Origin of the sequence: Carnobacterium pleistocenium FTR1, assembly GCF_000744285.1 — a bacterium.
Lineage (GTDB): Bacteria > Bacillota > Bacilli > Lactobacillales > Carnobacteriaceae > Carnobacterium_B > Carnobacterium_B pleistocenium.
Genome location: NZ_JQLQ01000002.1, coordinates 320,377 through 336,446 on the forward strand (window position 1 = coordinate 320,377; position 16,070 = coordinate 336,446).

19 protein-coding genes are annotated in these 16,070 nt (G+C 35.8%); 12 read left to right on the forward strand and 7 right to left on the reverse strand.

What is annotated here, in order from left to right:
* Positions 1-161 precede the first annotated feature (161 nt).
* Entirely contained in the window at positions 162-992 is an 831-nt protein-coding gene (locus BP17_RS01705) for a squalene/phytoene synthase family protein (protein WP_035051174.1), read from the forward strand.
* Between the two features lie 191 nt (positions 993-1,183).
* Here the strand turns inward: BP17_RS01705 and BP17_RS01710 are convergent, their stop codons facing one another.
* A complete protein-coding gene (locus BP17_RS01710) occupies positions 1,184-1,786 on the reverse strand; it encodes a hypothetical protein (RefSeq protein ID WP_051910409.1) in 603 nt (200 codons plus the stop codon).
* A gap of 185 nt (positions 1,787-1,971) precedes the next feature.
* Between BP17_RS01710 and BP17_RS01715 the strand changes: the two genes are divergently transcribed.
* Together BP17_RS01715 and BP17_RS01720 are read left to right on the forward strand one after the other, a co-directional pair.
* The gene (locus BP17_RS01715) at positions 1,972-2,646 is read left to right on the forward strand and encodes a response regulator transcription factor (protein WP_035051175.1); all 675 of its coding nucleotides are present in this window, start codon (positions 1,972-1,974) and stop codon (positions 2,644-2,646) included.
* Complete coding sequence (locus BP17_RS01720) at positions 2,643-3,896, forward strand: sensor histidine kinase (RefSeq protein ID WP_035051176.1); 1,254 nt, start codon at positions 2,643-2,645, stop codon at positions 3,894-3,896. Before BP17_RS01715 ends, BP17_RS01720 begins: the two co-directional genes overlap by 4 nt.
* 256 nt (positions 3,897-4,152) lie before the next feature.
* On the opposite strand, the gene BP17_RS01725 is transcribed toward BP17_RS01720, so the two are convergent.
* Together BP17_RS01725 and BP17_RS01730 are read right to left on the reverse strand one after the other, a co-directional pair.
* Entirely contained in the window at positions 4,153-4,800 is a 648-nt protein-coding gene (locus BP17_RS01725) for a nuclease-related domain-containing protein (RefSeq protein WP_232219584.1), read from the reverse strand.
* A 4-nt stretch (positions 4,801-4,804) separates the two neighbouring features.
* Positions 4,805-5,047: an NERD domain-containing protein gene (locus BP17_RS01730; RefSeq protein ID WP_035051178.1), complete on the reverse strand. Its 243-nt coding sequence runs from the start codon at positions 5,045-5,047 to the stop codon at positions 4,805-4,807.
* Between the two features lie 139 nt (positions 5,048-5,186).
* Here BP17_RS01730 and BP17_RS01735 point away from each other — a divergent pair, with 139 nt between their 5' ends.
* From BP17_RS01735 to BP17_RS01770, 8 genes are all read left to right on the forward strand, one after another.
* The gene (locus BP17_RS01735; protein WP_035051179.1) at positions 5,187-5,936 is read left to right on the forward strand and encodes a polyphosphate polymerase domain-containing protein; all 750 of its coding nucleotides are present in this window, start codon (positions 5,187-5,189) and stop codon (positions 5,934-5,936) included.
* Positions 5,933-6,616 carry a DUF4956 domain-containing protein gene (locus BP17_RS01740; protein WP_035051181.1) on the forward strand — a complete coding sequence of 228 codons (684 nt, stop codon included), beginning with the start codon at positions 5,933-5,935 and terminating at the stop codon, positions 6,614-6,616. The genes BP17_RS01735 and BP17_RS01740 overlap by 4 nt, the downstream gene beginning before the upstream one ends.
* Positions 6,616-8,565 (forward strand): carbohydrate-binding domain-containing protein, encoded by a 1,950-nt coding sequence (locus BP17_RS01745; protein ID WP_051910410.1) that lies wholly within the window; start codon positions 6,616-6,618, stop codon positions 8,563-8,565. The genes BP17_RS01740 and BP17_RS01745 overlap by 1 nt, the downstream gene beginning before the upstream one ends.
* 412 nt (positions 8,566-8,977) lie before the next feature.
* Positions 8,978-9,640, forward strand: a complete 663-nt coding sequence (locus BP17_RS01750) for a deoxynucleoside kinase (RefSeq protein WP_035051182.1) — start codon at positions 8,978-8,980, stop codon at positions 9,638-9,640.
* Positions 9,637-10,815: a NupC/NupG family nucleoside CNT transporter gene (locus BP17_RS01755; protein WP_035051184.1), complete on the forward strand. Its 1,179-nt coding sequence runs from the start codon at positions 9,637-9,639 to the stop codon at positions 10,813-10,815. Before BP17_RS01750 ends, BP17_RS01755 begins: the two co-directional genes overlap by 4 nt.
* A gap of 512 nt (positions 10,816-11,327) precedes the next feature.
* Entirely contained in the window at positions 11,328-11,702 is a 375-nt protein-coding gene (locus BP17_RS01760) for a hypothetical protein (RefSeq protein WP_035051186.1), read from the forward strand.
* The gene (locus tag BP17_RS01765; protein WP_051910411.1) at positions 11,702-11,998 is read left to right on the forward strand and encodes a hypothetical protein; all 297 of its coding nucleotides are present in this window, start codon (positions 11,702-11,704) and stop codon (positions 11,996-11,998) included. Before BP17_RS01760 ends, BP17_RS01765 begins: the two co-directional genes overlap by 1 nt.
* Before the next feature lie 150 nt (positions 11,999-12,148).
* On the forward strand, positions 12,149-12,571 hold the full coding sequence (locus BP17_RS01770) for a cupin domain-containing protein (protein WP_035051187.1): 423 nt from the start codon (positions 12,149-12,151) through the stop codon (positions 12,569-12,571).
* Between the two features lie 202 nt (positions 12,572-12,773).
* On the opposite strand, the gene BP17_RS01775 is transcribed toward BP17_RS01770, so the two are convergent.
* From BP17_RS01775 to BP17_RS01785, 3 genes are all read right to left on the reverse strand, one after another.
* Complete coding sequence (locus tag BP17_RS01775; RefSeq protein WP_035051189.1) at positions 12,774-13,064, reverse strand: hypothetical protein; 291 nt, start codon at positions 13,062-13,064, stop codon at positions 12,774-12,776.
* Between the two features lie 171 nt (positions 13,065-13,235).
* Complete coding sequence (locus BP17_RS01780; RefSeq protein ID WP_035051191.1) at positions 13,236-13,841, reverse strand: alpha/beta hydrolase; 606 nt, start codon at positions 13,839-13,841, stop codon at positions 13,236-13,238.
* Positions 13,842-13,905: 64 nt separating this feature from the next.
* Complete coding sequence (locus tag BP17_RS01785; protein WP_035051193.1) at positions 13,906-14,841, reverse strand: ring-cleaving dioxygenase; 936 nt, start codon at positions 14,839-14,841, stop codon at positions 13,906-13,908.
* A 304-nt stretch (positions 14,842-15,145) separates the two neighbouring features.
* Here BP17_RS01785 and BP17_RS01790 point away from each other — a divergent pair, with 304 nt between their 5' ends.
* Positions 15,146-15,796: an NADPH-dependent FMN reductase gene (locus BP17_RS01790; protein ID WP_198022497.1), complete on the forward strand. Its 651-nt coding sequence runs from the start codon at positions 15,146-15,148 to the stop codon at positions 15,794-15,796.
* On the opposite strand, the gene BP17_RS13825 is transcribed toward BP17_RS01790, so the two are convergent.
* On the reverse strand, positions 15,764-16,054 hold the full coding sequence (locus BP17_RS13825) for a GNAT family N-acetyltransferase (RefSeq protein WP_084676227.1): 291 nt from the start codon (positions 16,052-16,054) through the stop codon (positions 15,764-15,766). The two genes, BP17_RS01790 and BP17_RS13825, sit on opposite strands and share 33 nt — an antisense overlap.
* Positions 16,055-16,070: the final 16 nt, after the last annotated feature.

Consider the following 16,070-nt stretch of genomic DNA (forward strand, 5'->3'; position numbering starts at 1 on the left):
GCTGTGTTGATTGGGTCTTAAGTATAAAGTAACACAAAATGATTTTACTGATTATTCATAAAAACTTCTAAGTTTCTTCTTGAAATTAATTTCTTAGAATTATGAAATTTATACATATATTCTGTACAATAGAGATAACCCATTTTAAGAGGAGGCGCGTGATGGAAAAAGAAAAATATCCTAAAGATGCAATGCGCGTTTTAAAAGAGACCAGCCGAACATTTTATATACCCATTACTTTCTTGAAAGCTGATTTGAAGTACTCAGTTGCGTCGGTTTACTTAGTTTTACGAGCTATAGATGAGATTGAGGACCATGAAGATATCTCTAATGAGACTAAATTTGATCTTTTAATGCAGTTGAGCGAACTCTTTAAACGACCGTTCATTGAAGAAGAGTATTTGGAAATTATCGCTCCTATAAAAGAGCAATTACCCGAAGTTTCTATCCGTTTATATGAATGGATCCAAGTTTGTCCAGATGGTTCGCTTTCATTGATGATGGAAACAGCTAGTGAAATGGCATTTGGAATGGCCAAATGGGCAAATAAAAACTGGCAAATACACACCAAAGAAGATTTAGACGACTATACTTACTACGTTGCAGGTTGTGTAGGAGTGTATCTTTCTAAATTGTGGAATTGGTCTTATGGTCAAGAAACAAATGAAAAACTTGCGATTGGATTTGGTCGAGGACTTCAAGCTGTTAATATTTTGCGTAACCAAAAAGAAGATAGAGAAGAACGCGGTGTCAACTTTACTCCAGATGGATGGACAAGAGAGCAACTTTTTGCATACGCAGATGAAAATTTGGCCGAAGCGAACGCTTATATTGAAACACTTAATGAAAGAAGTACCGTTTTGTTTTGCCGCTTGCCTTTAGCTTTTGCACACAAAAGTTTAGCAGCAATGAAAAAGGGTCAGAAAAAAATGTCCCGAGCAGAAGTAGAACAAACCGTTGAAGAAGTGCAATCAGAAGTAGATGCAAAATAATGAAAAGGAAAGGACTGGGAGAAATGTTCCCAGTCCTTTCCTTTATTCTGAATGACTAGGCTAGAAAGTGTTCCAAAAAACAGAAGCGACGACCAAATTATCGTGTTTGTTGTAGCGTAACTTCTGCTTAATTTTAGTGAAACGCTAATAATCATTTGCAAAATAACTATTTTTTAACCGCAAAGGTTCAATCAATATTTCTTTTTAGGATGGCGATCAACTGCTTCAGGATATTTTTTCAGTAATTCTTCGCCTGTGGGTGTAATCTGATAACCTCGGATGTTGAAATTTGGAGCAAGTTGCTCTTCAGTTAATTTTTCTTTGGCGAGATCCATAAGTTCGGATTTTTTTAATTTAGAGTATCCGGTTATTCCAAATTGTTTTAAGATGGCTTTTAATTGTGCGGCATTCAGATAAGGTAATGAATCGATTGCTGAGAGTTCTTTTGCATATCCTTTCTGCTGAATTTCATCTAAGGCTTGTTCTGCATTGATACCGTAGTCGTATTCAAAATATTTTGGATATCCACTGATTGTTGTGAATGTACCAAAATTGATACGCCATAACAAAATGAGGTGACCTGGAAGAATATCTTCCTCAAATCGAACCATGTTTTGTTTAGAAACGAGGTTTTCTGAACCAATATTTACCAGATCCAGCCACTTTTTCAAGTTACGCTTGGGTGAAATATAAGGAACTTCAGCGTGATTTTCATATAGGGAAAAAACCATTTGTACATCTGGATCGTTTAAATCAAGATGGCTGTTCTGTTTATCAAGGTTTGTCGTATTCATAAAAATCCTCCTTAACCATTGGTTTAATTCTATCTTAATTATATCGTAAAAACAGATTAATTTCATGAATTCACTAGAGAGATGAACAGTTAAGCTTTCTCGAATAAGATAGTCATAAATTTTCTTGTATATCTTATTCGAGTGGCATATGCTAATCAAAAGACGTTTTTGAGGAGGTTCAAGACATGAGGCTATTGATTGCAGAGGATGAACAGGAGTTGGCACGTGCTATTCAAGTGATTTTAGAAAACGAAGGCTATTTTGTGGACATTGTCCATGATGGTAAAGAGGCTTATGAGTACGCATCGTTAGTAGATTATGATGGATTGATCCTTGATATTATGATGCCAAAACTTTCTGGATTAGAAGTTTTAGAAAAATTGCGAAGGGAAAGCAAACAAATACCTATTTTACTTTTGACAGCAAAGTCAGCTATTGATGATCGAATTGGTGGACTGGATCTAGGAGCAGATGATTATTTAACCAAGCCATTTGCTATGGGTGAATTACTGGCACGTATACGGGCTATGACACGTCGAAAGACAGTATTGCAAGCCAAAATAGTAACATTTGAAGATTTGGAATTAAACAGTGATTCTATTCATATCAGCAATGGTAAGCAAGAAATGAAATTATCGAATAAAGAATTTCAAATATTGCAATTATTGATGGAGAACCCGAAACAATTATTTTCAGCGGAACAACTGATCGAACGCATTTGGGGATGGGATGCAGACATTGAGATGAATAGCATCTGGGTCCATTTAAGTAATTTGCGAAAAAAATTAGCAACACTAGAAGTTCACGTCAGGATCGTTGCTACACGAGGTGTGGGTTATTCATTGGAGGTCATTCGATGATTGAGAAACTGAGAAGGAAATTTATACTAGTTACAATGGCCATCGTTTTTCTCGTCATGTTTGTGGTTTTAGTAACCTTAAATATTACAAATTACTTTCATGCTGTTGAGCGGGCGGATGAAATATTAACCGTTTTAGCTGAGAACGATGGAAGTTTTCCAGAGGAAGAATTTTTAGGACAAGGATCAGAAAACGAACCAGATAGCTTTCCTCCAAATCAAGCGGTATCAGCAGAGACTCCTTTTGAGACGCGCTATTTTACAGTAATGGCTAATGCAGATCGAGAAATTACTCAAATAGATACAACACGAATACGGTCAATAGATTCTGAAACTGGACAAATTTATGCTGGAGATATCTTATCTTCTGGCGAAACAAAAGGCTATGTAGATGATTTGCGCTACAAAGTTGTCAAGCAAGAGGATGGTACATTCTTAGCGTTATTTGTCGATGATCAACGAGAATTACAAACCATGAGAACCTTTTTACAAAATTCAATTGTTATCGGATTGATTAGTTTAGTTTTTATTTTTATACTGGTTTTTTATTTCTCTAAAAAAATTGTTAAGCCGGTTCAAGAAAGTATTGATCGGCAAAAGCAGTTTATTACCGATATGGGTCACGAAATAAAAACGCCTTTGGCTATTATTTCAGCTAACAACGATGTTCAACAGATGCTTAGTGGCGATAATGAATGGACCAAAAGTACTGGAAAACAGATTCGCCGTTTAGATAGTTTAATGGAAAGTATGCTCCAGCTTACACAAATGGATGAAGAAGCTTATAGGCCTAAAATTGAATCGATCAATTTTTCGCAAATTTTATACGAGACTTGTGAGCCATATGTTTTGATTGGTAAACAAAAAGAGGTCGCTGTTTCCTTAGATATCCAGCCAAATGTAATCATTCAAGCAGAAAGTGGTTCAATCAACAAGCTATGCTCATTGTTAATGGATAATGCTAATAAATATGTGCGAGAACCGGGAAGTATCCAAGTTCGCTTAGGCAGTCCTCAAGGACATAAAGTTAGACTGAGCATTTCCAATTCAGTTAATGAAATACCTGAAAATTTTGATCGCTTGTTTGACCGCTTTTATCGGGAAGATCAAGCAAGAAAACATAGTTCTGGAGGCTATGGTATCGGCTTATCATTAGCTGCTGCTATAGTCGAAAGCTATCATGGACATATCAAAGCAAAACCATTAGACAATGAAACAATCGTATTTGAAGTTGAATTGCCAACAAAATAAAAAAACTCTTTAATAGTTTTCCTATTAGGACAAGTCGCTTGTATAAAGCAATGAACTTGTCCTTTTTTGTGTACATAATGAGGCAACTAACTGCCGAAAAATGTGGAGAGAGGACAAGCAAGGGTAGAAAAGTACGCTGCTTGTCCCAAAAGCATGAAAAAAGGACAAGCAAGGGTAGAAAAGCCCGTTGTTTGTCCCAAAAGCATGAAAAGAGGACAAGCAACGGTAGAAAAGCCCGTTGTTTGTCCTTTAGTTGTTAAACAAGTAATTTAAGCGTTCTTTGGATCCTTTTTTTCGATACCATTTCAGCACACCAAATATAGAGTATCGCAGCAGTCAGCTTATCATTCGGGAAAAGGCGTTGATATTCCTTAATGCACGATAAAAGTGCAGAGTTGATCGAACTCTCATAATCGCATGATCGGCAATGATAGTAGGTTCGATGCAACTTTAAATCAAATGAGCTACATTTTTCACAGCCAATCCCTTTGCGTAAACTAACAAAAGAGTAGTTTGGAATGTCTTTGATGAATAGCATAGGGTTAGTTTGATAATCAATTAGATCCACAACTAGTTTTTTATGGGCTGCAGTCAAGGGTTTACTTTCCTTTTTAAGTTGATCAAAATGATTTTTCAGTTGTGAAAGCAGTAGCATGCCCTCATCTTTTGGTGCATTAAATAAGGTGAACTCTGGGTTAACATAGACAGCAAAGGCTTTGATTTCGATATCATAGCGGAGTTCTTTCAAAAAGATGGTGAGTTTATTTTTAGTATTTTGTACTTGAACTAAAGGATTACTCACTTTAAAATCTGGAATCTTGACTAGCATTTCTTCTCCGTAGTAATACTCTCCACTATAGTTTTTTATTTCATACAAATAAAGTGTATTGTCAGTCAGAATCATGGAATCAATTTGAAATGCATTTGAAATGCATTTGAAATGTATTTGATAAATGAGGCTGTAAAAATAAATCAGTTAAAATGAAAAAGTTATCTTTTAATTGCGTAGTCATTTGGTCAAAGGCTTGTTCACCTGCAAAGCCTTTCTGTAAGTGTTGCAGGTATTGCTGTTGTTTGTTGGACAGGGTCCCTCTTATTGCTAAAGTCTCCATTATCACTAATAAATCGGATTTTTCTCGTGAACGAAACATAAAGTCAAACCTCCTTATCAAATTGGTCTCACTAAATAAATACGTATTTTATAAACAAACTCATCTCTAAATTTTAAACTTAAGGTTCAATTAAGGTTCAAGTTTTATATTATATCCATCGAGCAAGGAGGTAATGGATATGGCTAATTATCAAAGTGTTTTTGAACGCAAAGAAACGAAGTATTTAATTACGTATGATCAATGGGGTCAATTGATGAAGGAGCTTAGACCGCATATGGAATTGGATAAATACGGAAAATATTTGATCACAAATATTTACTATGATACCCAAGATTGGTATTTGATACGCCACTCAATGAGCAAGCCGGTCTACAAAGAAAAAGTTCGATTGCGTAGCTACGGGGTACCAACTGAAAAAGATCCAGTATATATTGAAATCAAGAAAAAATTTGATGGGACAGTCTATAAAAGAAGAGCAAAAATGCGATTAAACCAAGCAGAAACGTTTTTAGCGCATCAAGAAAAACTAGCTGTTGTCAGCGATAACCAAAAGATACACGAGTTTGAATCAGTTCTATCTTTTTATCCAGATTTAAAGCCAGCTATGTATTTATCTTATAAAAGATTGGCTTATTTTGATAAAGTGGATGACAGTATCCGGATCACCTTTGATCAAGAAATTTTGTACCGTACGGAAGATTTGTTTTTGTCATCCGGATCGTATGGGCAACCGATTTTGCCAGAAAATCATTTATTGATGGAAATCAAAATTTGCGGTGCCATGCCAGTATGGCTTGCACGTATTTTATCAAGAAATAAAATTTTCCCGGCAAAATTTTCAAAATACGCTAATGGATACCAAAATCATCTAAAAACGCAAGAAAAAACAATAATGGAAGTAAGAGAAAGAGAGGTTTATAGTGCATGAGTGAATTATTTAATAGTGTATATATGGAAAGTGCATCTGCATTTTCCATCACAAGTTTTATTTTTTGTACCTTAGCAAGTTTGGTATTAGGGTGGTTCGTAGCATGGACCTATATGTATCGCAATCATTATTCCAAGGGTTTTGTAGGTACATTGTTTCTATTGCCAGCCATGGTACAAATGGTCATCATGTTGGTCAATGGAAACGTTGGAGCTGGTGTTGCCGTTATGGGGGCATTCAGCCTCGTTCGATTCCGTTCAGTTCCAGGTTCAGCTAAAGAAATCAGTAGTATTTTTCTAGCAATGGCAATTGGTTTAGCAAGTGGAATGGGCTATATTGGATTTGCAGTTGTATTTGCCATAATTATCTGTGGGGTAATGGTAGGTTTGAATCTATCTCGTTTTGGTGAAGTAGGTGAGCAGATCCGTATACTAAAAATAACGATTCCTGAAAATCTAGATTACAGTACGATTTTTGATGATATTTTCGGCCAATACTTGTCTAGCTACCAAATGATGAGAGTAAAAACAACCAATATGGGCAGTCTATTTCGCTTAGAATATACCATTGAATTGAAAGATCAAAATCAGGAAAAACAATTGATCGATGCGTTGCGTTGCAGAAATGGAAATTTAGAAATTATTTGCGGCCGTTCGCTATCTGGAAAGGAAGAATTATAATGAAAAAAAAGCAAAAGCAATCTAAAATGAGTATCCTTGTTTCCCTTGCCATCATAGGAATGTTGGCAGGATGCCAAACAACTTCTTCTACTACTGCACAAAGTACTGAATCCGGTACGACATCTGATTCTAGCACCGCTACTAGTACAGTAGATTATGACTTAGAATTTAGCTCGGATGATCTTGAAGTGGGGTATGAAGAAGCTGATTTAACGACTATCGAACTAGCTGATGATCAAAGTACGACTAGTGGAGAAGGAGCGAGCGTTGATGGCAATGTCTTAACGATTACAGCTGGTGGAACGTATCTAATCAGTGGAATGCTTTCGGATGGTCAAATCAAAGTAACAGCTCCTGATACGGAAGAGGTTCATTTGATTTTAGACGGAGTAGACGTTACTTCTTCAACCAGTGCACCTCTCCTTATTGAAGAAGCAGAAAAAGTTTTTGTGACACTTGCAGAAGGTTCAGAAAATACACTAACAGATAAAGCTGGAAGTACAGCAACTATTGGAACAGGCGATGATGTAACGACTATTGATGGAACAATCTTTAGTAAGGCTGATTTAACATTGAATGGCTCTGGAAGCTTAACAATAAATGGAAATACAAATCATGGTATCGTATCAAAAGATGATTTGACTATCGTAAGTGGAACGTATCAAATTACTGCAGTTGGTCAGGGTTTTTCAGGAAAAGATTCAGTAAAAATAAAAGATGGAACATTCAACATGACTACAGGTGCTGATGGTATCCAATCTGATAACGCTGAAGAAGAAGGTAAAGGATTTGTTTATATAGCAGGTGGAGATTTCACGATTGATGCAGAGGAAGATGGTATTCAAGCTGAAACGCTGCTTCAAGTAGACGGTGGAACGCTTGATATTACAACAGGTGGCGGAAGCACTAATGCAGTGGCGAAAGCATCGGAAAGTATGGGTATGAATTTCTTTAAACAAACAGCAGAGACAGAAACAGAGACAGAGACAGAGGCAGATGAAAATCTGGATACTGACGATACTAGTTCGACAAGTATGAAAGGGTTGAAAGCTACAGGTGAATTGATCATCAATAATGGAACAATCACAATTGATGCAGCTGACGATACGGTTCATACTGATGGTAACTTGACACTGACAGGTGGAACACTTTCATTAGCTTCTGGCGATGATGGCTTACATGCGGACAATGATTTGCAATTAAGCGGGTCAACTATCGCAATCACAGAGAGTTATGAAGGAATTGAAGGCAAGACGATCACGATCAGCGACGGAGAAATTACGGTTGTAGCGAGTGATGATGGACTAAATGCAGCTGGCGGAACTTCGACAACTAGCGAACAAGCTGTACCCGGTGAAACTGCTAGCAGTAGTGAAAATTCATTGGTCATTTCCGGAGGCACATTGACGGTAAATAGCAGTGGGGATGGATTGGATTCAAATGGGACACTTGAAATTTCTGGCGGTACTACTACAGTTAGTGGACCAGAAAATGACGGCAACGGAACAATTGACTCAAATGGGGACACTCTTATTACTGGAGGAACATTAATGGCTGCTGGAAGTTCAGGTATGGCCGTAACTTTTGGAGACAGTTCTAGTCAAGTGAGTGTATTATATGGATTTGAAACGACTTACGAAGCGGGAAGCGAAATCGAACTAACTGATGCAGATGGAACAGTTCTTTTATCATGGACGGCCGATAAAAGTTTTAGTTCTGTACAATTTAGTTCAGCTGATTTAGAGGAAGATGGAACCTACACATTAGCAATTGATGATGAAACTTTTGAAGTGGTAGTTGACTCAATTGCCACAACAGTAGGCACTACAACTGGTCAAATGGGAGGCGGAATGCAACAGCCTGGTAACGGCGATATGCAACAGCCTGGTAACGGCGATATGCAAAGACCGACTGAAGACGATACAAGCACTACACCAGAACTTAATTAAATCGTTTAGTTATAACTAAAAATGGACAAGTCAGAAGAAAAAATTCTCTGGCTTGTCCATTTTACTTGCCTTCTTTTAAAGTTTTGGATGTAACTATTTGCTGTAACTCTGTTTTCGGATATAGAAAAAAATGAAGAATTTAAAATCAATCGCTTTCACAGCTTAAGAATAGTCGATACACTATATGTTGTGTTTTTTTTGAAAAAAACTAGCATATGTTGTGTAATTTTAGGTTGAAATAATTATAATATCATAGTATCATAGCAAAGGTAGTAACTGATGAATATGTAGTTAGATATTTAAAAATAATAGATAAGTATGTAGAACATCCATAAAGTTAAAGTAGTAATTAAATAGAGAAAGGGTAGCTCACTAGAGCTACTCTTTTTCCTTGGCATAAGGAGAGGGGTAGATGGCGATTTTAGTAATTGGTGGAATGATCGGGGCAGGAAAAACAAGTGTAGCTGAACTTTTGGGAGGTTCTTTAGGTAGTGAGGTATTCTACGAAAATGTAGACGATAATGAAATATTGCCTTTATTTTACACGGCAAGTGAAGAGGAACAAAGAGTAAAACGGTACCCTTTTTTATTACAATTGGAATTTTTAAATAGTCGGTTTAAAAGCATTAAAGAGGCATTACATAACAAAAATAATGTTTTAGATCGTTCAATTTATGAGGATTGGTATTTTGCTAAAGTAAACATGAATTTAGGGCGTATTTCAGAAACAGAATTCAGCATATACCAAAAATTGCTCAATAATATGATGGAAGAATTACAAGAATTACCCAAAAAGTCACCAGACTTAATGGTGTATTTAAAGGGATCCTTTGAGACGATTGTTTACCGTATCGGTTTACGTGGCAGAGACTTTGAGCAAGATCAAGGGTTACTAGATTATTATAGAACGCTTTGGGAAGGGTATGATAATTGGGTCACCAAATATTATGATGCCTCAGAGGTGTTGATTATCAATATAGATAAGATCGACGTAGTAAACAATCCCGAAGATGCCTATACAGTTGTAACAATGGTTAACGATAAATTAGCAGAGATGGAGATAAGAAATAAATGAGCAGATTAATCACGATTTTAGGAATTATAGTTATGTTGGGGATCGTTTATCTCTTATCTGATAATAAAAAAGCTATTAATAAAAGAACTGTATTTACTGCTTTAGGGGCACAATTAGTTTTATCCCTATTTTTAATCAAGGTTCCTGTGGGCAGTTGGATCATCGAACAGTTAGCAAAAGCTGTAACCAAATTGTTTAGTTTCGCTAACGAAGGACTAACCTTTGTTTTTGGAGATTTATTTGGACAAGGGTATTTCTTTATTGATGTGCTGGGTGTCATTATTTTCTTATCTGCTTTAACCGGTATCCTAGGCTACTTAGGTGTAGTGGGTTGGGTAGTAAAAATAATAGGAGGAGCTGTGGGTAAATTATTAGGTACCGAGAAAGCTGAGTCGTTTGTAGCGGTAGCTAATATGTTCTTAGGCCAGACAGAAGCACCTTTCTTAGTTGCGAAATACTTACCAAATATGACAAAGTCAGAGTTGATGACAGTTTTGGTTTCCGGGATGGGTTCAGTGTCAGCTTCTATTCTAGTTGGGTACAGTCTACTGGGTATCCCGATGAAATGGCTACTAATCACAACGGCTTTGGTTCCTTTTGGGTCACTATTAGTCGCTAAAATTTTGACACCTGAAACGGAGATCAGTAAAGTATCAGAGGTAACATTAAACCGTAAAGGTGCTAATACATCTATTTTTTCTGCTATGTCCGAGGGAATCAATAATGGGTTGCAAATGGTATTAGGTATCGGAGCTAGTTTGATTGCCGTGATTTCAATCGTAGCATTATTAAATAGTATTTTAGGTCTAGTAGGTACGAGTTTTACAGAGGCTCTAGGTTATCTCTTTCTGCCGATTGGTTGGTTGATGGGATTAAGTGGCTCTGAAGCGATGATTGCTGGGCAAATTTTAGGGACAAAAATGTCTATCAATGAATTTGTCGCTTTTGCAGATCTAGCACCTATGATATCTGAACTATCTGAAAGAGCTGTAGCTATGTTATCCATTGCTGTAGGTAGTTTCGGAGCATTTGCTAGTATTGCTATTTGTGTAACAGGATTATCAGTATTTGCACCAACTAGAAAAAATGACTTGTCTAAACTTGCTTTACGAGGCATGTTAGGTGGATTTATCGTTCCTATATTATCTGCCATGTTTGTTGGGTTATTTCTATAAATAAAAAGGGCTCTTCGTCAAATAGTGTAGATTTTTGATGAGTTCTACCAAAAGTAGGTATATGACAGATAGTACTTATAGTTCAAAAAAATTCTTGTGGAAGAGACGGTTTTGCTTGTGAAGCCATTGGGATCACCTGAAGCCTGGAAACCGCTGTCTTAAGGCTTTCAAGTCTCAATAAGCCGTAATCGCTGAAGCGTTAACGCTCTGTTATTCGCATTGAATCCAATGAACGGCTACAAGCAAATCCTATTCTGCCAGAATTTTTAGGTGAGTAAGTAGAATAAATCTATCAACACTAAAAATTATAGACCCATAAAAAGCCGCTAATTTTTTATATTAGCGGTTTTTTTCTTTGATTATGCTAGAATACAGGGATTAATCGTTCGATTGTAAATCATCATAAAAAGAATGAACTATAACGCTTTCAATAAGAGTAGGATAAAGTTATACTTCTTCCATAATAGATTGACTCTTTCACAACTAAGAATAGAGAGAATAGGGGAATGAAAATGAGTGATCGCGATAAACAACATAAATACAACCAGCAGAGCAATATCTCAAATTCTTTGTATACTAGAGTAAATATAGGTCAAGATGCCGATAAAAACTCGTTAGATAGCGCTGAACCGATACACACCGGAGGAAGTATGAATAATGATGATGAAAGAGTTGTTGATAATAGCTCGCTTACGCATATGTTGTTGTTTTATATTATTGGATTTTTAATGTCTGGAATTATTGGTTTTGTTTTTTTTAAGTTATTCCAAGATTATTTCTATGGAGAAGGTTTAAATCAAGCTTTCCCGTCACTACTATTATTTGCAGGATCTATTAGTATCGGCTTTTTTATTTCATCGATTATTCTTAAAAAGTTGAAATTATAATGAATGGACATGCAGATAATATAAAAGATATTATCTTATGGAAAATTTTTTCTTTAGTTGTTTTTGCACTCTTTTTTGTTTTATTAGTCGGCTGTTCAAAGATATCTGAAAATAATGCTGAACAAATGATTATAAAAGAATACAGCAATCATTTGGGTGAGACTACCATTCTTTCTACAGTCGAAAAAGATAATGAGTATTTTATTGAATGGGAAAATAAAAATGATAAATCCAATGGAACCAGTAAGGTTTCAACTAATGGAGAACTAACGATTGTTGAAATGGAAATCGAATAAGAGAAGACAAATAAAAGGGTTAATTATCTTCTTCTCTAGTTTTTTAGATGGCTCAGAGGTGACTTTTTAAATTGGGAGCGCTATAATTAATTTGAAATACCGCTGTATTTAACTATAATAAACTTTAATAAACCAGATTAAAAGGAGGAAATAGTAATGGATCATAAAGATTATGGTAAAAAGCCTTATATGTTTAATATTGAAGATGCGACAGCTGAGAATAATAACTTCCGTACGACGATTTGGACAGGTAAAAAACTACAATTAACGGTCATGTCTATAGCGCCAAATGATGAAGCTGGATTAGAAATTCATGAAAGAAGTGATCAGTTTATTCGCATTGAAGAGGGTCAAGGAGTATGTAAAATGGGTGCTAGCAAAGATAATCTAGATTTTGAAAGAGCCATTACTAAGGATGATGCTATACTTGTACCCGTGAATACATGGCACAATATTATTAATACAGGTGCTAAGCCATTAAAATTGTATACAATATACTCAGGACCCGAACATGAAGAAGGAGCGGTTCATCGTTCCCGCGAAGAGGCACCGAGCCAATCTAATGAAGATTAGAAACTGTTGAATTTATAAATGAAATTTACTGAAATGAATTGAAAAATTAGCTAAATAGTTAAATTAGATCTAACAACACTAAAAGATTATATACCCAAAAAGAAATAGATTACATGCAACGATTTTCATTGCGTATAATCTATTTCTTTTTTAGCAGAATATATTTAAAGAAACAACTAACCCAACTTAAAATGAAATCAAATTAGTTAGGCGTGATAAAGCCTCTACTCCTTAAGACTTTAGCAGAATATTTATCTGCTGGCGTGTAGCCTTTTTCAAGCAAGTCATTGATGTATAATTTATTGTAGATAAAAGCAAAAATTAAACTAGAAAGGTCCAAAGAAAAGGCAGCACAGACAAGTTGAACAAAAAACCATTTAAAGTCTCCTCTGAAGAGAGCTGGGATAAAAGCAAAAAATAAAGTTGTCCATGAAAAACCGACTTTTGTGTGCTTTATTTGATTAGTGTAAGGATTAGTCAAAGATATTTTCATAATAATCAAGATCCTTTCTTTTAGTTTAAGTATACCATACGGCTAAAAGAGAGATGTCAAAAGGCTACCTAGAATAATTTTTTAGTCGTTCAAAATAGATTAATACAGAACCAATTAGTTTCTGGTTCTTCAATTTATAGATGCTGAATCTTTTGAAATAATGATCCCTTATCAGTGATTAGCTTGATACCATTTAGCGGCGGCAGCAACTTCACTTTGAGTTAACTGATGTTGGTGACTTTCCCAATGAATATCAACTTTAGCATGGGCATTTGCCAACAAAGTATACAATTCTTCTGATTCTTTTGATGGGCAGATTGGATCGTTTGTTCCAGCACTAATAAAGATAGGTATATCTGTTAAATCGGGTAAAGAAATCCCTCTTCTAGGAACCATCGGGTGATGTAAAATGGCTCCAGATAAAGCATCAGCATAATGAAACAGCAAACTAGCTGCAATATTGGCACCATTTGAATACCCTATAGCTAAAATATTGGCGCGGTCGAAATCATATTTAGCAGCAGCTTCATCAAGAAATACATTTAATTCTTTTGTTTGGAAAATCAAGTCCTCTTCATCAAAAATACCTTCAGCTAGTCGACGAAAGAAGCGTGACATACCATTTTCCAATACATTTCCTCGAACACTTAATACATTTGCATCCGAATCTATTTCCGCGGCAAGAGGGAGAAGGTCGTGCTCAGTCCCCCCCGTTCCATGTAGTAAAAGCAAAGTAGGTTTTGATTGATCTGTTCCTTTAATAAATAAATGTTTCATACTCGTTCCTCCTTAATAAAAATTCGGTATCTTTAAACTCCAAATAACCATCTTAATTAGAACCTTAATCCAGTTCAGTTACTTTAATTGGAATAAGGTTGCTCGTTAGTTGATCTCTAGCACTTTCGTATTGAGCTGGTAATTTTAAGGCTTGTCCCATTGTCTCATAAGATTCATCATGGGCAAAACCTGGAGTATCGGTTGCTATTTCAAACAAAATATCGCCATACTCTCTAAAATAAATAGCGTTAAAATAGTTGCGGTCTTTTATTTCTGTGACGTCATAGCCTTTTTTATAGACATGATTTTGCCAGTCTACATGATCTGTCTCATCTTTTGCACGCCAAGCAATATGGTGAACGGTTCCGACACCCATTTGTCCAGGTGCTACAGCAAGTAGGCTGATATCAATAATATTTCCGATATCTCCGTAAGCTTTCAAACGAACAAGTTCGTCTTCTTCGGCCACCTTTTCCAAACCCATAGTTTCCTGTAGTGTTTCAATCGTTGAAGTTGGATCAGTTGAATACAATACAGCTCCACCAAAACCTTTTATAGCTACCTCAGGTGTTACTTCTCCAAAAGTCCAGTTGTTCATTTGACCTTCTGCTCGTTCAACTAGTTCCAATTGTAGGCCATGGTAGTCTTCAAACTGCAAATAGGTTTCACTAAAACGCGTCGTTTTTTCATATTGAATATCAAATTTAGCTAATCGGGTTTCCCAGTAAGATAGAGTTCCAACTGGAATTGCGTAGGTTATCACGCCAACTTGACCACCACCAATTTTTCCTTGCGCAGCTCCGGCCCATGGGAAGAAGGTAATAATAGTACCAGGCTTACCACCATCATTCCCAAAGTATAAATGATACGTACCAGGGTCATCAAAATTAACGGTTTTCTTAATTAAGCGTAAGCCTAAAATTCCGGCATAGAAATCAATATTTTCTTGAGGATGTCCTACAATAGCTGTAATGTGGTGAATGCCTGCTGTTTTTTTCATATAAATCGCTCCTTATAGTGTTGTTTTTTTAATTACGGATTAATATATTACTAATTCGAGATAATTGTAATACGATTATTATTTTTTGTCAAATAGAATAAACTGCCTTTTTAGTTTAGTGAATTTTATAGAAGAAAAGGCTAATTTATAAAAAACTACTTATTTTTAGTAAAAGTCTCGAATTAATAATAAATAGACTTGTAATAAATTTAAATCTATGGCATACTAGTAAATGTACTTACGAAATGTAAGTGTTAATTGATGGGTGACCTTCAATTAAATAATCTGTAATGGAGGAAACACATTGGTTAACAAATCAGTATTCACTCGAATAAGCGAAACTTTATTCGGGAAGAATGAACAAACTAAAAAAATAGAAGAAAAGAGGACAAAAATTATGAAAATCGGTATTATCTCAGGAAGCGTACGTGAAGGAAGAAACTCAGCAGCGGTAACAGAATGGATTCATGAATTTGCAGTAAACAGAAATGACGAAGGTGTCGAATATGAAATAGTTGCTTTAGCAGATTACGATTTGCCATTATTAGGAGCTAAGCTTTCTGAAGATCGTCAAGCAACAGCAAGTGCAGCAATTCAAGCATGGTCTGAAAAAATGGCTTCATTTGATGGATATGTATTTATCACCCCAGAATACAATCACGCAGTAGGTGGAGCATTGAAAAATTCTTTAGACTTCTTAAAAGCAGAAGTTGCAAATAAAACAGCTGCTTTAGTTGGATATGGCAGTTTAGGTGGAGCACGTGCTCACGAAAATATGCGTGTCATTTTTGGAGAATTAAGTGTTGCTTCTGTACGCACGACAACAAATTTCTCGCTAATAACTGACTTTGAAAACATGAGTGTCTTCAAACCAAATGATTACAATAAAGTAAATGCACAAGGGATGTTCAATGATTTATTATTATGGACAAAAGCTCTTAATACTATTAGATAAGGTTAAAATAAAAAATCTAACTTGCACCAGTTCTTGGTGTAGGTTAGATTTTTTTGTTAGGTACGTTTTTTTTATCAAGCGAAAATAACCAATAGACTCATAAAATGTATGAGCTCCAAGTCTAGTCTCACCAGAATTTAAACGTATTTTAGTTAGCTCGAGTTCACTAGCGACCGATTCAATAGACTGCATCAATTGTTTTCCGATACCTGGTTGTTGATATTTTTGATCAACTGCCAAAGATAATAGGTTAAGCATAGGTTCAGAGTAAAAT